The organism is Ruegeria sp. H6 (assembly GCF_056532975.1).
Window position 1 is genome coordinate 1 of the sequence record NZ_JBQFOA010000015.1, and the last position, 14,648, is coordinate 14,648.

The following is a 14,648-nucleotide window of genomic DNA, read 5'->3' on the forward strand; positions in this document are numbered from 1 at the left end:
ATGGAGACTACGCAGCGCCGGGCCTGCTCAGCATCAAGGGGGTCAATATTGGGCGCCGATAGGGGGTCAGGTTTGAATGCCGATTGACACTCAGGAAACGGGAGTGTGAATCCTACGGGGCAAAAGAATCCTTGACCAATTCCAACATCAGCTCTAGTAAAACTGAAATGACGTTTTGCTAGATGAAACGATTGCGAATGATTATGTGGAGCCGCGCATGTCGCGAAGCCACAAACCAACCAACAGTTCGGGAGGAGCCTGACATGATGAAAGATAACCAAAAACTGAAGCTCACCACGGCGCTAGTGGCAGGTGGCCTGGCCATTGCTTCGCCTGCCTTTGCCGAGGGAGAGGTCGTGTTTGCGTCCTGGGGAGGCTCGTTTCAGGATGCCTTGCGCTCAGCCATGCTGGAACCTGCCGCTGGTGCGCTGAATATCACTGTCAAGGAAGATACGACAAACGGCATTCAGGACGTGCGCGCGCAGATCACGGCGGGTGCCGTTGCATGGGACGTTACAGAACAGGATTTGCCTTCGTGTGAAACCCTGAGCCGGGAAGGCAGCCTTGAGCCGATCGACTATTCGATTGTTGACACCACAGGCATTCCGAAAGAGCTGATCCATGACAATTACATCGGCTTCATCAACTTCACCAAGGTGATTGCCTATCGCAAGGATGCATTTGGCGACAATGGCCCGTCCAATTGGGCAGAGTTCTGGGATCTGGAAAACTTCCCCGGCAAGCGCGGTATGCACGGCAAGGTGAACTATAACCTCGAAGCCGCGCTCATGGCGGATGGTGTGCCGATGGCCGAGATCTATGACACGTTGGCCACGAATGAGGGCAAGGCGCGCGCATGGGACAAGCTGGGTGAGATTGCCCCCGAAGTTACCGTTTGGTATCGCGGCGGGTCGCAATCGGCGCAGTTGCTGCGTGACGGCGAAGTGGACGTGATCCATATGGGCCATAACCGCGTAGAAAGCGTGATCGCGTCGGGCATTGATGTGGCCTATGCCTTTGATGGCGGCACGATGGACGTGGACTGCTTGTTGGTTCCCAAGGGGGCTCCGAATAAAGACAACGCGATGCGCCTTATCAACGAATTGCTGAGCGCCGAAGCACAGGCGAGGCTGGCGGTGACCATGCCGTTGGGTCCGGTGAATTCGGGTGCCTTCGGCACCGGGATAATCTCGGATGAGATGGCAGTGAAGGTCAACACACATCCCGACAACTATGGCAAGCAGCTTCTGGTCGATCCGAACTTTTACATCGGCCAGCTGGGCGAGTTGACCGAAGAGTTTGACACGCTGATCCAACAGTAAAAAATATCTGGGCGCGGCACATCTTGTGCTGCGCCCATTTTTGTCAGGTTAGGAGCCCCCATGTCACCTGCAGCCCACTCCCTTCCCATCGATATATCCAACCTGTGCAAGGCCTACGGATCGGTCAAAGCGCTGAATGACGTGTCTTTGAACATCGCCGCGGGCGAGTTCCTGACATTGCTGGGGCCATCAGGCTCCGGCAAGACGACGCTTTTGATGGCGCTGGCCGGATTTGTGCGTCCTGATGGCGGGTCGATCCGGTTTGGCGAACAGGAAATGATTGCAACGCCGCCCCACAAGCGCGGCCTTGGCATGGTGTTCCAAAGCTATGCGTTGTTTCCGTTCATGACGGTCGCAGAAAACGTGGCTTATCCGTTGAAAATTCGCGGGGTGTCCAAAAGCGATCAGAAGGCCCGCGCCGAGCGCGCGCTGGAGACCGTGCAGCTGGGCGGTTATGGCGACCGGCGCATCACGCAATTATCCGGGGGACAAAGACAGCGCGTGGCCCTTGCCCGCGCCATGGTTTTTGAGCCGCAGATCATTCTGATGGATGAGCCGTTGTCAGCGCTCGACAAGAAGTTGCGCGAACATATGCAAATCGAATTGAAGGCGCTGCATGAAAAGCTGGATGCAACTGTCGTTTACGTGACCCATGACCAGCGCGAAGCCCTGACGATGTCGGACCGGATTGCAGTGGTCAATCATGGGCGGATCGAACAGATCGCGACGCCTGAGCGGCTCTATCGCCAGCCGCATAGTTTCTTTGTGGCGGATTTTATCGGGGAATCCATTTCCCTGCCGGTTAGTGTAGCGAATGACACGGCGCAGCTTGGCGAGCGCGTTCTGAAATCCAATACGCCTATTGCGCTGGGCAGCGGAGGCCATCGTCTGATCATCCGGCCCGAGTTGCTGGAAGTCACAGCAGGCGCGGTGCCAGACGCCGCCAATGACCTGTCCGGCCAAGTGCATGACATCATTTATCAGGGCGACAGCGTTCTAGTGATCGTTCAGCACGACAGCGCTGGTCAGATCAATGTGCGTGTGCCTGCCAATCGCGCGGGCCAAACCGGGTTGCCGTCGAAGGGAGAGCAAATCGGCCTTGCCCTGCATCCCGAAGATACGATCATCGTACCGGAACATGTGGCATGAGTATCGCCGAGACGTATGAAGGTGCTGGGACTCTTCAGAATGCCAGCACGCTCAAATCCGAAGAACGCCGCGAAAAACTGACGTTTCTTGGGCTTTCGATGCCTGCGGTTTTGACGATCTTGATCGTCGTCTTCCTGCCGATTTTCTGGCTGTCTTCGCTGTCGTTTTTCAATGCGGCAGGCGAACTGAGCACGGAAAATTACACGCGCATCTTTAGTAGTGCTCTCTATCGGCGAACCTTTGTCGTCACGTTTCAGATCAGCATTGCCGTGACGGTGATTTGCGTCCTTCTCGGCTACCCGCTGTGCTACTGGCTGACAAAGATGCCGAACAAAACAGCGGCCATTCTGATGGTGTTTGTGCTGGTCCCCTTCTGGACCTCGGTTCTGGTGCGGACCTATGCGTGGCTGGTGCTTTTGCAGCGCAATGGGATCATCAATTCGTCGCTGATGTCACTTGGCATTATCGAAGAACCGCTGCAACTGGCGCACAATCTGACCGGCTCCATCATTGGCATGGTGCATATCATGCTGCCTTTTTTGGTTCTGCCGCTCTACGCCACTATGCGCAATATTGACGGCGACCTGGTCCGAGCCGCCGTGGGCCTTGGTTCCAGCCCGCGCGGGGCCTTTTGGCGGGTATTTTTCCCAATGTCCCTGCCGGGCCTTTTTGCCGGCATCGTGCTGGTTTTCATCCTGTCGCTTGGGTTCTTTGTCACACCGGCTTTGCTGGGCGGTGGCCGGGTTCAGATGCTGGCGCAGCGTATCGAAAGCACCATCACAGTCTATTCGAACTGGGGGGCCGCATCAGCCCTGGGCGTGGTCCTGCTGTTGCTGGCGCTGGCGATGATCTGGCTGATGAACCGTGTCTTCGGGCTCGACAAACTGTTTATGCGCTGAGGATCTGAAAATGGAACAAGTCGGACAACGTAAAATCGACGGCCTGTGGCTGACAGTGGTCGGCATTGCTGTGCTGTTCTTTCTCATCCTGCCCACGCTGATCGTTATCCCGATGTCGTTTTCGGGGGCATCCTATCTGGAATTCCCGCCGACATCGCTCTCGTTTCGCTGGTACGTGGCCTATGTCACGTCGCCGGAATGGATGAGCGCAACAAAGACCTCGCTGATCGCGGCGGCGCTGACCACGGCAATCGCGACGCCCCTGGGCTCACTTTGTGCCTATGGTCTGCATTGCTCTGCGCCTCGTATCAGGAGCGCGGCTCAAATCCTTGTGATCATGCCGATTGTCGTGCCAGTGATCCTGATCGCTGTTGGAGTGTTCAGCCTCTATGCCAAGCTGGGGCTCAATTACACACTGACCGGGATCGTGATCGCCCATACTGCGCTGGCGCTGCCATTCGTGATCGTGACGGTGATGTCGGGATTGCAGAATTATGATTTCGATCAGGAGCTTGCAGCGCGCAGCTTAGGGGCGTCCCGTGCATACGCATTGTGGACAATCACCGTACCGCAGGTGAAATTCTCGATCCAGACAGGGGCTTTTCTGGCATTTATCACGTCGCTGGACGAGGTTGTGATCTCGATGCTGGTCTCGGGCGGGGAAAACGCCACAATCACCCGGCGCATGTTCAATTCACTGCGTGATCAGCTTGATCCGACAATCGCGGCGATCTCGACCTGTCTGATTGTCGTGTCCATCACGGCGCTTATCGGTGTGCAGATGATCGGGCGTCGGAAAGACAAGGCACAATGATGCGGGTCTTATTTTTCGCCAAACTCCACCCGAATCTGGCGGGCGGCATCAAGGACCGCCGCGCGATACTTTTCGACGGCTGTGTCATTGAAGCGGACGCGCAGGCCGGACAAGCTGATCGCGCCCAGCAATTCATCTTCGAACCCAAGAACAGGAACCGACAGTCCGGCGACGTCAGGATCGCGTTCACCAAGGCTGAGATAATACCCGGCCTTTCGGATGCTGGCCGCCTGTTTTCCCTGCCGGATGGAATAAGCATCCAGCACCTGACCCGAAGAGCCCATGCTCAGCGGAATGATCTCGCCCTCCTGAACGTGATCCCGCGCAAGCCTTGGCGAATTGACCCGGTAGAGGCACACGCCAGAGTTGCCGCGTTGCACATAAAACGACGCACTTTCGCCGGTCGCATTCACCAAATTCGCAAGCACCGGTCGCACAATTGGCCCCATCCGCAGGTTTTGGCGAAACACGGATCCAAGACGCCACAAAGACGGCCCGAGGTGAAACAGACCCTCGGCGTCTCGCGTAATATGACCAAACTTTTCAAGCGACACGCTCAGACGCAGAATTGTCGCCTTGTTGACCCCGCTGCGGTCCGCAACCTCCTTCAAAGAGAGGCCTGCATCGCCCGGCTCAAAGATGTCCAGCACACGCAATGCGCGCTCTACCGCTTCGACACCACCATTGGCGTCAGGGGATCGGGGCTTGTCGGGCATAGGCAGACCTTTCGACGCAAATCCGTCGCTTTTTATAGCCGGTTTGAGCGCAATTGGAAATCGCAAATAACGAAGGCGTCTGGCAATGAATAGCGCGCGGAAACAAATGATAACAGCTGGTTATGCGGACCTTCCTTTTGGCATTCATTCGCAATGTAAGGCTGATTGTGTTGGGGTTATGGGCGTTCCGAGCGAAGTTAACACCGGGCCCCGATCCGGCACCTCTCTGGCACCCGATGCGCTGCGCAAAATGACTGCCCAACTTGGGATCGGACTGCCTGTAGATGGTCGGGATCTTGGCAATCTGGACCTGTCAGGGGATTGGCCTGCCGCGTTGGAACAACTTGTGACGCAAATGGTGGATCACGGTGTTGTACCCGTTGTCTTGGGTGGCGCGTCTGATGTCGCCTCGGGTGTGCTGGGGGCCTTGCCTGATCTGCCAGTTGTCGCGGCCATGCCGTTGGCCCGGCGTGATATCGCGACGCGAACAGCCAACACGATCTGGGTGGGATTGAACGGCGATCAACCTGCTGGTGTCTGGGATCTGATCAGCCAGCGCAAGATGGATTGGCGCACCGCGCGGCAGTTGGATGAAGGGCACGGCGACTATTCTGACACGCCCGAGCGCGCTGTCTTGTGGATCGACATATCGGTCATTGATCTGGGGCATGCAGCTGGCAGCGTCGGCCTAAATCCCGGCGGGATGAAACCTGAAACGCTGGTTTCCGTCATTGGTGCCATGTCCTGTAAATGGCAGGCGATTGTGATCACCGGCCTTGCGCCTGCGCGCGACACCAGGGGAATGTCGGAACTGGCGGCGATCGAAACCCTGAACGCGGCGTTGCACAATGAGTGAAGCGGCGCAAATACAGTTTGACGCGATCCCCAGTTTTCTGGGCGCATCCATTGGCGATCTGGAAGATCTCGTGCCCGGTCAGGTCGCGATTGCAGGCTATTTTTGTGACAATCTCGCCCGGCCATCGGCAGGGCAACGCTATCTCGCGCGCCAGCTTCGGTATGCGTCCTGCCCCACAGTAACACCCGCGAATGCAATTGACCTTGGGGACGTGAACGTCTTTCCGCTAGAACCTGACAAGCATTTTCTCGCAGTTGCCTCGCAATGTGAATCGGTTCTTGAAACCGGTGCCCGCATGGTGTTGGTAGGCGGCGATTCCAGCGGTTTGGAAGCGCTTGACGTCGCCGCAAGACAGGTCACAGGTGCGGATGTTCCCATCATTGGGGTCAATGGCGGCGCAGTGAGCCATTTGCCCCGCACCCAACCGGTCATCCTGTCTGTGGATTTACAAGAGCTTGCGGGCAAATGGGTATCGCACCCGCATCGCCTGACGGGAATGTCACCAGCACAAATGATCGCGCAAATTGACGCCACCCCGGGCGATACCATCGCGGCTGCGGTTTTTGGGCTTGCCCCGGAACTGGACAACCGTGGCAAGGCTGAAACCCGCGCTGCACTGGCGATCCTGCAAGCGGTCACAGCTCGTCTTGAGAAAGGAGCAGGCTGATGCCTCTACGTTCGGCCCCGTTGCCGCGCATGGCAGGGCATCTGTCGTTCATGCGCTCTCAGACCAAAGCAATCGGCGACGTCCGGTCTGGAGATCTGGCCGTACTGGGCATCCCGTTTGAAGATACAAACGCACCTCATGCAGGGCAATCTCTGGCGCCGCGTGCATTACGCGAAACCTCGGTCTATTTCGGTTGGCACGCAAATCCACAATTCAGTCACCCCGTAGATATCGATGCGCGTCAGGATATCAGTACCGATGGCCTGCACGAGCGGCTTTGTGATCTCGGAGATATTGCACCGGGGTCCGAAGATGCGATCCACGCGGCCTTGAAGGCGGCCATGCGTCAGATCAGCGACAATGGCGCCTGTGCAATCTTTTTGGGCGGATCAGATCGCATGTCCGAGACGGCGCGGAGCGCGCTCCCTCATTGTCAGACAGTGCAGCTTGGCGGTACACCAGCCGATGCGCGCGATTTTCATATTGCGCCCTTGCCGAACGGAACGACCACGCCGGTAAATAGAGATACTGCCGCGCAGCGTGCCGCGTTTTCAGAGTGGCGGGATCCATCAAAGCCGTTGTTTGTTCGGTTTGATCTCTCGGTGTTTGAAACATCGCTCAGTGCGCTTTGTGATCGGCCCCGTTTGGGGGGCTGCGATCTTGCGACGGTGGTGCAATGGCTTGAGCTTTTGGGACGGCACGAGGTCAGCGCCATTATGTTGACCGGTCTGAATCCGAACCGTCCCGGAATGGGTGTCGTGAAGGTTGGCCAACGCCTGATGGTCACGGCTCTTCTGGCGTTTATCTATGCGCGCCTCGGCTTTGGGATTGATTTTCCGCGCCGCCAAACTTCCAAGGAAAAAGTACTGACATGACTGCAGCGATAACGACATTTCTCCCGCCTCTGGCACAACCGGGGTATCGGCTGTTTGATGGGCCTCTGCTCGATGCCGCCGACGTCCGTCCGGGCCAAATCGGTGTGGTGGGTATGCCCAGCGATTGGACACATTCAAGCCGGCTCGGAACCAGGTTTGGTCCCGAGGCGCTGCGTAAGGCAACGACGGTATTGCAATCCATGCGACCGCAGGGGGTCAGTTTTGATCCAGATACGGGCCAAAGAAGCGCAACGGCCAGCGACTGGCTCGTGGATTGCGGGGATGCAGTGATCACCCCTGAGGATGTAGACGCAACCACCGAGGCCATTGCCGCAATGACCGAGGCGCTGAGCGTTGGAGGGGCGATCCCTCTGGCACTGGGCGGTGATCACTATAATAGCTTCCCGGCCTGCCTTGGCTATTCCCGTGGGTTGGCCAAACGCGCACCAAATGCACGTTTTGGGTATATCCAGATCGACGGTCATCTGGATTTCTCTGACCGGCTTGGCGCGTGGGGCAGCCATAACCACGCAACCAATGCCCGTCGGATTTCCGAACTGCCCAATGTCGACGTGTCCAATATGGTTTGGGTCGGGATCACCGGTTGGGTCGACAGCGGTGAACTCGCCTTGATCGAAGAGCAGGGCGGTCGGGTGTTTTCGGCTGGCGACGTACATAAATTGGGGACGGCAGAGGCAATTCGTCAGGCGTTGGAGCATGCCATGAAGGGATGTGACGAACTGTATCTGTCAATCGACATCGATGCGATGGACGCTGGCTACCTCCCCGGCACCGGCTCAATCGTTCATAGCGGTATTACACCGCGTCAGTATTACGATCTGCTGGATGGGCTGGCCGAGGCCCCGTTGGGTGGACTGGATATTGTTGAGGTGTCCCCTCCTCTTGATCCGTCGGAGCGTACCGAATTTCTGGCTGCAGAAATGTTGTTCCGGATCCTGCGTCGCTTCCGCACACAACCTGTGACCGGGGCGGTGACAGAGCAATGATGGACTACAAAGGAACAGAGCAGCTGGGTGGGTTTTCCCATGCAGGAAAAACACTTGCGCCCGCGACACGGCCCTGGATCACAGACCTGTCAGCGCTTTGCCCTTACGAGGGCCTGCAACCCGGGAACCTACCGGAATTTGAACGCGACCCGAATTGGGACAACTGGGCGCTCACCGACAGTCCCAAAGACCCGAACCTGCGCCTGAACTGGCATCTATTTGAGGACGGTGGAAGAAGATTGATGGTCGCCGACCGGATGCTTATGAGCCGCGTCAGCTGGCAGGATCTGGATGATGCGGGGTATGTCCATGGCACAGAGCTGTCGATTGATGGACGCCTGTTTCGCTGCCGGTTGCTTACGGGGGGGGATACGCCCTGTAGTGACCCTTTTCAGGGGGCGACGCGCCCCAATGAATGGGATGCGCTGGTGGGGGGCAGCGGGGCGTTGAACGCTCCGCAACCGGACCCGGCCAATAGTACAGCACCGCTTTGCCCGGATCATCTGACCTCGCCTCATAACCGTTTGTGGAACTGGTTCGGCGCGGTCAGCTGGACCGCCGAACCGGTTGCCAGACGGGCCGATGGGCGGGTGTGCAGGGGCTATCATGGCCCGACCTATTTTTACGTGAATACTGTGGACCACCGGCATGAAGATATCGGGTGGCGACCAGTTCTTGAGGAAGCGCTATGACTGCAAACCCCTTTGCCAACTTTATCGCCGGATCATGGGTTGCTAGCAGCGACGCGGCCCCCAATGTCAACCCGTCCGACCTGAACGACACGATCGGCGAGTATGCCCGGGCAAGCGCCGATCAAACGGTTGACGCAATCGAGGCCGCGGCCGCGGCCCTGCCGAATTGGCGCAAGACATCGCCTCTGGTCCGGTTCGAAGCGCTCGACCGGATCGGGTCGGAAATCCTCGCCCGTGTAGACGAGCTGGGCGATATGCTGGCCCGCGAAGAGGGCAAAACCTTGCCCGAAGCCAAGGCCGAAGCGCATCGCGCCGGGCATTTGTTCAAATATTTCGCGGCTGAGGCGTATCGTGCGACCGGCGACACCTACCAATCTCTGCGCGAAGGTGTGTCGCTAAATGTTGTACGCGAGCCAATCGGCGTTGTGGGCGTAATCACGCCCTGGAATTTCCCACTGGCGATCCCCGCATGGAAAATCGCACCCGCTCTGGCCTATGGCAATACGGTTGTGTTCAAACCTGCCGAACTGGTGCCCGGATCGGCATGGATGTTGTCCGATATTATTGCCCGTGCGGGCGTGCCTGAGGGGGTGTTCAACCTTGTGATGGGAAAAGGCCGTGAGGTTGGGGAGGCAATCGTTACGCACCCCAAGGTGTCCGGGGTCACATTCACCGGTTCCACACCCGTCGGTCGCCATATGGGGGCGGCGCTGTTTGCGCGAGGAGCGAAAATGCAGCTGGAGATGGGGGGGAAGAACCCCTTGATCGTGCTGGATGACGCCGATCTGGATCTGGCGGTGCACTGCGCCGTTCAGGGCAGCTTTTTCTCAACCGGACAACGCTGCACAGCGTCTTCCCGCCTGATTGTGACCGAGGGCATTCACGACGCATTTGTTGACCGTCTTTGCGCGGCAATGAAAGACCTTCGGATCGGTGATGCGCGCGCTCCGGAAACCCAGATTGGTCCGGTCGCCAGTGAAGCGCAGCTCGCCATCGACAAACGATACGTGTCTCAGGCTGTGGATGACGGTGCAACGCTTGCCGCAGGTGGTGGCGAGGTCAAATCCAAAACAACCGGCCATTACTTTGCGCCTGCGTTGTTTACGGATGTGTCACCCGACGCAGCCGTGGCACGAGACGAAATCTTTGGGCCCATCGCCGCCGTGTTACGCGTGCCGGATTACGACGCCGCCCTGGCCACGTCCAACGACTGCGAATTTGGATTGTCCGCAGGAATTGTCACGCGGGATCCCGCCAAAATCGATCACTTCTCGCAGAACGCCGAAGCAGGCATGATACAAGTCAATCTGCCCACCGCCGGCATGGATTTCCACGCACCCTTTACGGGCCGAAAGGGATCCTCTTATGGTGCACCGGAAAAAGGCAGCTATTGCCGCGAGTTTTTCACGGCGGCCAAGGTTGTACACGCGGGGCGCGGATAATGTCGCAGACACCTTTGAAGGGCATTCGTGTTCTTGATCTGACCAATGTCCTTGCCGGTCCGTTCTGTTGTCATCATCTGGCGCATCTGGGCGGCGAGGTTATCAAGGTCGAAGCCGTCGGTCGGGGCGATCTCGCCCGCCAACTGGGGGCCGACCCAGAGCTGAACAAAGTCAACATGGGCGTGTCCTTTCTCGCCCAGAACGCGGGCAAGAAATCGGTCACGGTCAACCTCAAGAACCCACGGGGTCGAGAGATTTTTCTGAAACTGGTCGAAACTGCAGATGTCGTGGTTGAAAACTTCCGGCCCGGCGTCATGACGCGCCTCGGCGTGGGCTACCAGACCCTGAAAGAGGCCAATCCGACCCTCATCTATTGTGCTATCTCCGGCTTTGGCCAAGAGGGCCCGTGGATACGCCGCCCGGCTTATGACCAGATCATACAGGGAACCTCGGGTGTGATGTCGATCACCGGGGATAGCGACAGCGCGCCGCTGCGCGTTGGATATCCGGTGGCAGACACTGTGGGGGGCATCACCGCAGCCTTTGCGATTTCATCTGCTCTGAACGCCAATCCGCGCGGCACCTTTATTGATGTGTCGATGCTGGAATCGGTGCTGGCGACAATGGGCTGGGTGGTGTCGAACTATCTGATCGCCGGCGTCAATCCGACTGCCAATGGCAATGAAAACCCCACTTCGGCGCCTTCCGGTGCGTTTGAAGCGAAGGGCGGGTTGATCAACATTGCCGCAAACAAAGACCAGCAATGGGAGCTACTGACGGACCACCTGGGATTGGCCGCGCTGCGCGAGCGGCCTGAATATGCCACGCGCGAGGATCGCAAACGCAATAGGCTGGCTCTGAAAACTGAGCTGGAGACCGTGTTGAAGACCCGGTCACCGCGCGACTGGGCCAAGGAACTCAATAGCATTGGTGTGCCATCAGGAGCGGTTTTGACAGTGCCGGAAGTATTGGAAATGCCGCAGGTTGCAGACCGCGGTTTCCTCGACCAGTTTGAAAACGTCCCCGGCGTCGGACGCGACATTCAGGTTGCCACGACCGGGATCAAATTGGACGGCAGCGCGCCCACCGTCGATGCACCACCGCCCACATTGGGGCAGCACAACTCTCAAATCTGGAGCGAGTTAGGTCTTTCACCGGAAGACATTGAAAAACTGGCAAAGGATGGCGCGATATGACGGACCCCGCAGGACGCAATGACGCCGATGCCATTTGCCACTGGTGGCGCACCGAAATTATCGACATGGCTCCGGGGCGGATCGCCTTTCGCGGCCACCCGATCCAGGACCTGATCGGAAACGTCAGCTTTGCTCAGATGATCTGGCTCATGGTGCGCGGCAATTTGCCCACGCCAGAACAGGCGGCGCTTTTTGAATGCGCGCTGGTGGCGGGCGTGGATCATGGTCCGCAGGCGCCATCGATAGCCGCAGCGCGTATGGCCGCGACCTGTGGGCTGGGGCTCAACAACGTCATGGCCACCGGGGTCAACATGTTGGGTGACGTGCATGGCGGCGCCGGTGAACAATGCGCCGAGCTTTATTTCGACGTCGCCAAACGGATGGATGACGGCGCTGAACAGGAAGTTGCCGTCCGCGACGGTATCGCCGCCTGGTGTGAGGAAAATGGCAAGATCGTCTCGGGTTTTGGCCACCGTTTCCACAAGCCCGTCGATCCCCGCGCACCGCGATTGATGGCGTTGGTACGCGAGGCCGCGATGTCAGGCACTGTAGAAGGGCGATTTGCCGATATCGGTGAAGCTATACAGACGGAAATCGGACGTAAGCGCGGTGCCGATATCGCGATGAATATCGATGGGGCCACGGCTGTTATCTTTTGCGAATTGGGGTTCCCGGCACCGCTTTCCCGGGGATTGTTCTGTCTTTCCCGCTCGGTTGGCGTCTTGTCTCATGGCTGGGAACAGATTCAACAGGGCGGGCGGAACAAGGGGCCAATGCCGCCGCGTTATCTGCCGGAATATATTGGTGTCAAATCGGAGCGCTAACCCGATGACCATTGATGGTGCGAACGCCTAAATTCACACCGAACTTGGCATTGAAGCGCCACTGGCGTGTGGACTGTTTTGCCGGTCTCGGTCATTGGGCATCCCCCCCTAGAAGCAGACCCAACATGTTAGTCTGAACAAAGATTCACTTCTTTGGTGTTGTCTTTGAAGGTATTTCAATCCAGGCGAGAATCGATACATTTTCACGCTTGTTCTGACGTCAGCGAAGCGCACCGAGCTGCCATCGCGACAAGCGCGGCGAATTCACACTTGGTCCGCGATGCGTGAGTTTGTCGATCGCTGGATTTCGCAGTCGCAGCTAAAGTCCGGTCTGGTGGGCCGCACCGCAGCGATGCGCGCCCTCGGTCAACGGCAGGAATGGGCCGATCTCCTAACAAGTTGTGGAAAGAAATTACGGGATCACCTTAGATCTCAGCGTTATCGCTCAGATTGAACCAAGTTGGCTATGCTAGTTCGCTGATCATCGATTTCAGATGGCGCATGTCGGTACCGCAGCATCCTCCAAATACTTGGATCGACGGATTCTGCCTCGCAATCGCGGCAATCTGTTTACCAAGTTCAGCTGGATCGCCTTCGTCCAGCTCATCTGCTTCGTCAAGTTCCGCATGCGAGCAACTCGAAGCGTTCGCCACAAGGCCTCTCAGCCGGGGGTGGTTGCCAAGCGCTCCGGCGAAATGGGTAGGGTGAGCGCAGTTGACCATAAAAAACAGCGCCGCCGAGTCGGTTGCTGCGTCGATCTGGTCAATTCCGTCCACAAGTTTGGTCCCGTCTGCCAGGCACCCGTCTGTCTCAACAACCAGAGACATGATGATCGGCAGTTCAGCGTCCCGGGCGGCGAGGATGCATCCCGCTGCCTCGCTTGGGCGGTTGAATGTATAAGCGGTGACCAGATCGAGGCTTGTGTCTTTCAGGCTGTGCATTTGAGCGGCGTGGTATTGACGTGCATCTTCGACGGGTACCGGCGGGATGTCGGCGTAAGGATCATGGCGCGGGCCGATGCAGGCCGACACCAGTACATCATCGCGAGCGGCAGCTTGGCGCACGTCTTCCATTAGACTGACCGCATCTTTGTTTACTTCGGCGAGCCGCTCTGCATCGTACCCCAAGGGCGCTGCCCGGTCGGCGTTCGCCATCCATGTGGGCGCATCAAGGATGCATCCGACATTCATTTCACGGGCCAGATCGACAAGAGCCTGCATTTGACCGGCCAGTATCACCCTGGTGCCAGGTTCTTCCAGCAATGGAAACGACGCGAAACCGGGAAGCTCAATTCCATGATTGAAAATCAGGTCGGTGCCAGTGCCGGCGTAAACCAGAAAGGGCTTGTTACCTTCGAGTGGGAGCTGTCGCGCCATTCTGATCCACGCCTATTGCCGTTACCTCTGCACAAGAAACCTACTTTGTCTCGGGCCTCCTGTGAACCTTAGGACTGCGACAGGGTGTATTCCGTCACTCTGATCCCCACGCCAGGCCAAACACCAGGTCATGTCTCGGTCGAAATCACCAGTGGCGACCGGCGCGCTCTGATTACAGGTGATGCAATCCATACAACCGCCCAGTGCTGGCATCCCGAGTGGCATTTTATGTTTGATTCCGATGCTGAGATGGCCGTGACATCCCGTCGGAAACTGTTGGAAAGCGCCTCGGAAACGGGATGTATTGTGCTGGGAAACCACTTCGCTTTGCCGTCTATTGGTCGGGTGAAGGCGGACAACGACGCGTTTCGCTGGGAGGACTAGCCCAGGTTGTATTTTGATGTGCGCGGGTCTGTTGTGGGATGGCGGCTGACGTGAAAGTTCGACGCGCCGCGCAGCTTACAGGCAATGATCGGCGAAACTAAATCTCGAACCCATTGGGCTATGTCACATTCCCTTGAATTCTTGTTTCACAAGCTTTCTCTCTTCACCATTTTGTGAAAGCCTGAAGCAGTTATGAGTGACAGAGTGTGCAATTTTCAGAAAACAGTGGTTCTTTCTGAACTCCAATCAGCTCTCTTGGACGGAATTTGTGATCACTGCGAGGTGACAAGTTCGGAACTGGCCAAGAGTGGAGAGGTGCTGGAAATATGTGGACAAGAGTACTGTTTCGATTATGAAACCGGTGTGTCCACGGAGACTGAAATTTTGTTGTGCCCCAGCTGTCACGAGGCAAACCATCTGGACGCGCAG

At 57.6% G+C, this 14,648-nt stretch carries 15 protein-coding genes; 13 read left to right on the forward strand and 2 right to left on the reverse strand.

What is annotated here, in order from left to right; genetic code table 11:
• Positions 1 to 266 precede the first annotated feature (266 nt).
• Genes ACR0AG_RS19210 through ACR0AG_RS19225 form a run of 4 tightly spaced genes read left to right on the forward strand, consistent with a single transcriptional unit; the run spans position 267 to position 4,184 of the window.
• Entirely contained in the window at positions 267 to 1,322 is a 1,056-nt protein-coding gene (locus tag ACR0AG_RS19210; protein ID WP_170602122.1) for an ABC transporter substrate-binding protein, read from the forward strand.
• 60 nt (positions 1,323 to 1,382) lie between these two features.
• Positions 1,383 to 2,471, forward strand: a complete 1,089-nt coding sequence (locus tag ACR0AG_RS19215) for an ABC transporter ATP-binding protein (protein WP_170417835.1) — start codon at positions 1,383 to 1,385, stop codon at positions 2,469 to 2,471.
• Complete coding sequence (locus tag ACR0AG_RS19220; RefSeq protein WP_170417832.1) at positions 2,468 to 3,370, forward strand: ABC transporter permease; 903 nt, start codon at positions 2,468 to 2,470, stop codon at positions 3,368 to 3,370. Before ACR0AG_RS19215 ends, ACR0AG_RS19220 begins: the two co-directional genes overlap by 4 nt.
• A 10-nt stretch (positions 3,371 to 3,380) precedes the next feature.
• The gene (locus tag ACR0AG_RS19225) at positions 3,381 to 4,184 is read left to right on the forward strand and encodes an ABC transporter permease (RefSeq protein WP_170417829.1); all 804 of its coding nucleotides are present in this window, start codon (positions 3,381 to 3,383) and stop codon (positions 4,182 to 4,184) included.
• An 8-nt stretch (positions 4,185 to 4,192) separates the two neighbouring features.
• On the opposite strand, the gene ACR0AG_RS19230 is transcribed toward ACR0AG_RS19225, so the two are convergent.
• The gene (locus ACR0AG_RS19230; protein WP_170417827.1) at positions 4,193 to 4,900 is read right to left on the reverse strand and encodes an IclR family transcriptional regulator; all 708 of its coding nucleotides are present in this window, start codon (positions 4,898 to 4,900) and stop codon (positions 4,193 to 4,195) included.
• A 178-nt stretch (positions 4,901 to 5,078) separates the two neighbouring features.
• Between ACR0AG_RS19230 and ACR0AG_RS19235 the strand changes: the two genes are divergently transcribed.
• Genes ACR0AG_RS19235 through ACR0AG_RS19270 form a run of 8 tightly spaced genes read left to right on the forward strand, consistent with a single transcriptional unit; the run spans position 5,079 to position 12,459 of the window.
• Positions 5,079 to 5,756: an arginase family protein gene (locus ACR0AG_RS19235; RefSeq protein ID WP_170474326.1), complete on the forward strand. Its 678-nt coding sequence runs from the start codon at positions 5,079 to 5,081 to the stop codon at positions 5,754 to 5,756.
• On the forward strand, positions 5,749 to 6,423 hold the full coding sequence (locus ACR0AG_RS19240; protein WP_170417821.1) for a hypothetical protein: 675 nt from the start codon (positions 5,749 to 5,751) through the stop codon (positions 6,421 to 6,423). The genes ACR0AG_RS19235 and ACR0AG_RS19240 overlap by 8 nt, the downstream gene beginning before the upstream one ends.
• Positions 6,423 to 7,298 carry an arginase family protein gene (locus tag ACR0AG_RS19245; protein WP_170417818.1) on the forward strand — a complete coding sequence of 292 codons (876 nt, stop codon included), beginning with the start codon at positions 6,423 to 6,425 and terminating at the stop codon, positions 7,296 to 7,298. The genes ACR0AG_RS19240 and ACR0AG_RS19245 overlap by 1 nt, the downstream gene beginning before the upstream one ends.
• Positions 7,295 to 8,305: an agmatinase family protein gene (locus ACR0AG_RS19250; RefSeq protein ID WP_170417815.1), complete on the forward strand. Its 1,011-nt coding sequence runs from the start codon at positions 7,295 to 7,297 to the stop codon at positions 8,303 to 8,305. The genes ACR0AG_RS19245 and ACR0AG_RS19250 overlap by 4 nt, the downstream gene beginning before the upstream one ends.
• Positions 8,302 to 8,997, forward strand: a complete 696-nt coding sequence (locus ACR0AG_RS19255) for a hypothetical protein (protein WP_170417812.1) — start codon at positions 8,302 to 8,304, stop codon at positions 8,995 to 8,997. The genes ACR0AG_RS19250 and ACR0AG_RS19255 overlap by 4 nt, the downstream gene beginning before the upstream one ends.
• Entirely contained in the window at positions 8,994 to 10,439 is a 1,446-nt protein-coding gene (locus tag ACR0AG_RS19260; RefSeq protein WP_170417809.1) for an aldehyde dehydrogenase family protein, read from the forward strand. The genes ACR0AG_RS19255 and ACR0AG_RS19260 overlap by 4 nt, the downstream gene beginning before the upstream one ends.
• Positions 10,439 to 11,635 carry a CaiB/BaiF CoA transferase family protein gene (locus tag ACR0AG_RS19265; protein ID WP_170417806.1) on the forward strand — a complete coding sequence of 399 codons (1,197 nt, stop codon included), beginning with the start codon at positions 10,439 to 10,441 and terminating at the stop codon, positions 11,633 to 11,635. Before ACR0AG_RS19260 ends, ACR0AG_RS19265 begins: the two co-directional genes overlap by 1 nt.
• Positions 11,632 to 12,459 carry a citryl-CoA lyase gene (locus ACR0AG_RS19270; protein ID WP_170417803.1) on the forward strand — a complete coding sequence of 276 codons (828 nt, stop codon included), beginning with the start codon at positions 11,632 to 11,634 and terminating at the stop codon, positions 12,457 to 12,459. The genes ACR0AG_RS19265 and ACR0AG_RS19270 overlap by 4 nt, the downstream gene beginning before the upstream one ends.
• Positions 12,460 to 12,923: 464 nt before the next feature.
• Here ACR0AG_RS19270 and ACR0AG_RS19275 read toward each other — a convergent pair whose 3' ends face one another.
• A complete protein-coding gene (locus tag ACR0AG_RS19275) occupies positions 12,924 to 13,835 on the reverse strand; it encodes a homocysteine S-methyltransferase family protein (protein WP_170417800.1) in 912 nt (303 codons plus the stop codon).
• An 84-nt stretch (positions 13,836 to 13,919) separates the two neighbouring features.
• On the opposite strand from ACR0AG_RS19275, the gene ACR0AG_RS19280 reads away from it, so the two are divergent.
• Positions 13,920 to 14,219 carry an MBL fold metallo-hydrolase gene (locus ACR0AG_RS19280; RefSeq protein ID WP_170417797.1) on the forward strand — a complete coding sequence of 100 codons (300 nt, stop codon included), beginning with the start codon at positions 13,920 to 13,922 and terminating at the stop codon, positions 14,217 to 14,219.
• Positions 14,220 to 14,648: the final 429 nt, after the last annotated feature.